Source organism: Sporosarcina highlanderae, assembly GCF_030433715.1.
GTDB lineage: Bacteria > Bacillota > Bacilli > Bacillales_A > Planococcaceae > Sporosarcina > Sporosarcina highlanderae.
This window is the reverse complement of sequence record NZ_JAROCC010000030.1, coordinates 1-1,246: the sequence shown is the minus strand read 5'-3', so window position 1 is coordinate 1,246 and position 1,246 is coordinate 1. Positions and strand designations below refer to the sequence as shown.

Genomic DNA, 1,246 nt, shown 5'->3' with positions numbered 1-1,246 from the left:
TTTTGCGTAGAGGATATTATCTTTTTCCGAATAAGCTGTATCTCCGATTACCGTGTCAATCTCCATACCCGTTTCTTGGCTCTTCTCAATCAAATCTTGTAGATATTTACCATCGCTCTTTTCGCCTGTCGTCACAATTGCGGCTGTAATAAGTCGTTCATCGTTTATTGCGATATGCGTTTTATAGCCAAAGAATGAAGAATCGGCCGTTTTATGACCAACACGCGCATCTGGATCCATTGAGAAATTAAGCTCTTCCCTGTAATCTTCGATTACTTCTTTTAACACGTTCAATTTTTCCTGTACAGCTGGTATTCGAGCAATGTGAACTTCACTTTCAACAGTAGAGATAACCTTTTGGCAATACTCAATTTCATCTTCCACTTCGTTAGAAGTGGTTTTAGACGGGAATTTCTCTTTCATGGACCCATCGATTTGATAGACTGCTTTTCGTACATTTTTGGATTTCTCCATTAGAAACTCTTTAGGTGACTTTTGGTTATAACGCGATTTCGTATGGGTAGCATCCACGATGATCGTTTTACTTTTAATCAAGTTCTTTTCCAGTGCGATATCAACCGTTTTATAGATAAGCTTGTCTAATAAATCTAAGTCTCGAAGACGAAGTTTACGGAATTTCGTTAATGAACTTGAATTAATCACAGGATCTTCCGGAGCCATGTCCAAGAAATACTTAAAGGACATGTCATATTTAGACCTTTCCACTACATCGGCATCTGATAAGTCGAAGATTGATTTCAACAGCAGATACTTAAACATTCGAATTGGCGGCACGGCTTTACGGCCGTTATCCAAGCAATATTTACTTTTCAACTCTTCGAGAATGAAGGTGAAATCAACAAGTTCGTTTATTTGACGCAGCATATTATCTTTTGGGACGACGATATCGTAAATTGCCATATATGGACTGAGATTTAGGGTTTCTTGATTAGAGATCATCGGGGACACCACCTGGATTTAATAGGTTAATTATACAATAAAAACAGCAATCCATTCCTCGATGAAAGGAAATAGATTACTGTTTTTAATTTTACTTTATATGCGGGTGAGTTCCGTTGATTGGAGTGCAGAGCGGCGACTCCTGTGGGATTAGCGGGACAGGTGAGACCCCGCAGGAGCAAAGCGACGAGGAGGCTCACCGCCCGCCCCACGGAAAGCGTCCGCTCGGAACGAAAATCAACAGTTCCAGCATAAGCCCTCGTAAGTGGACTTTTTCAGTGGCCTC

At 40.7% G+C, this 1,246-nt stretch carries 1 protein-coding gene; it reads right to left on the bottom strand.

Annotation, left to right across the window (positions count from 1 at the left end; translation table 11 throughout):
• A partial coding sequence (locus P5G49_RS17450; RefSeq protein ID WP_301245936.1) for a transposase occupies positions 1–960 on the bottom strand: 960 nt, incomplete at its 3' end.
• Positions 961–1,246 lie beyond the last annotated feature (286 nt).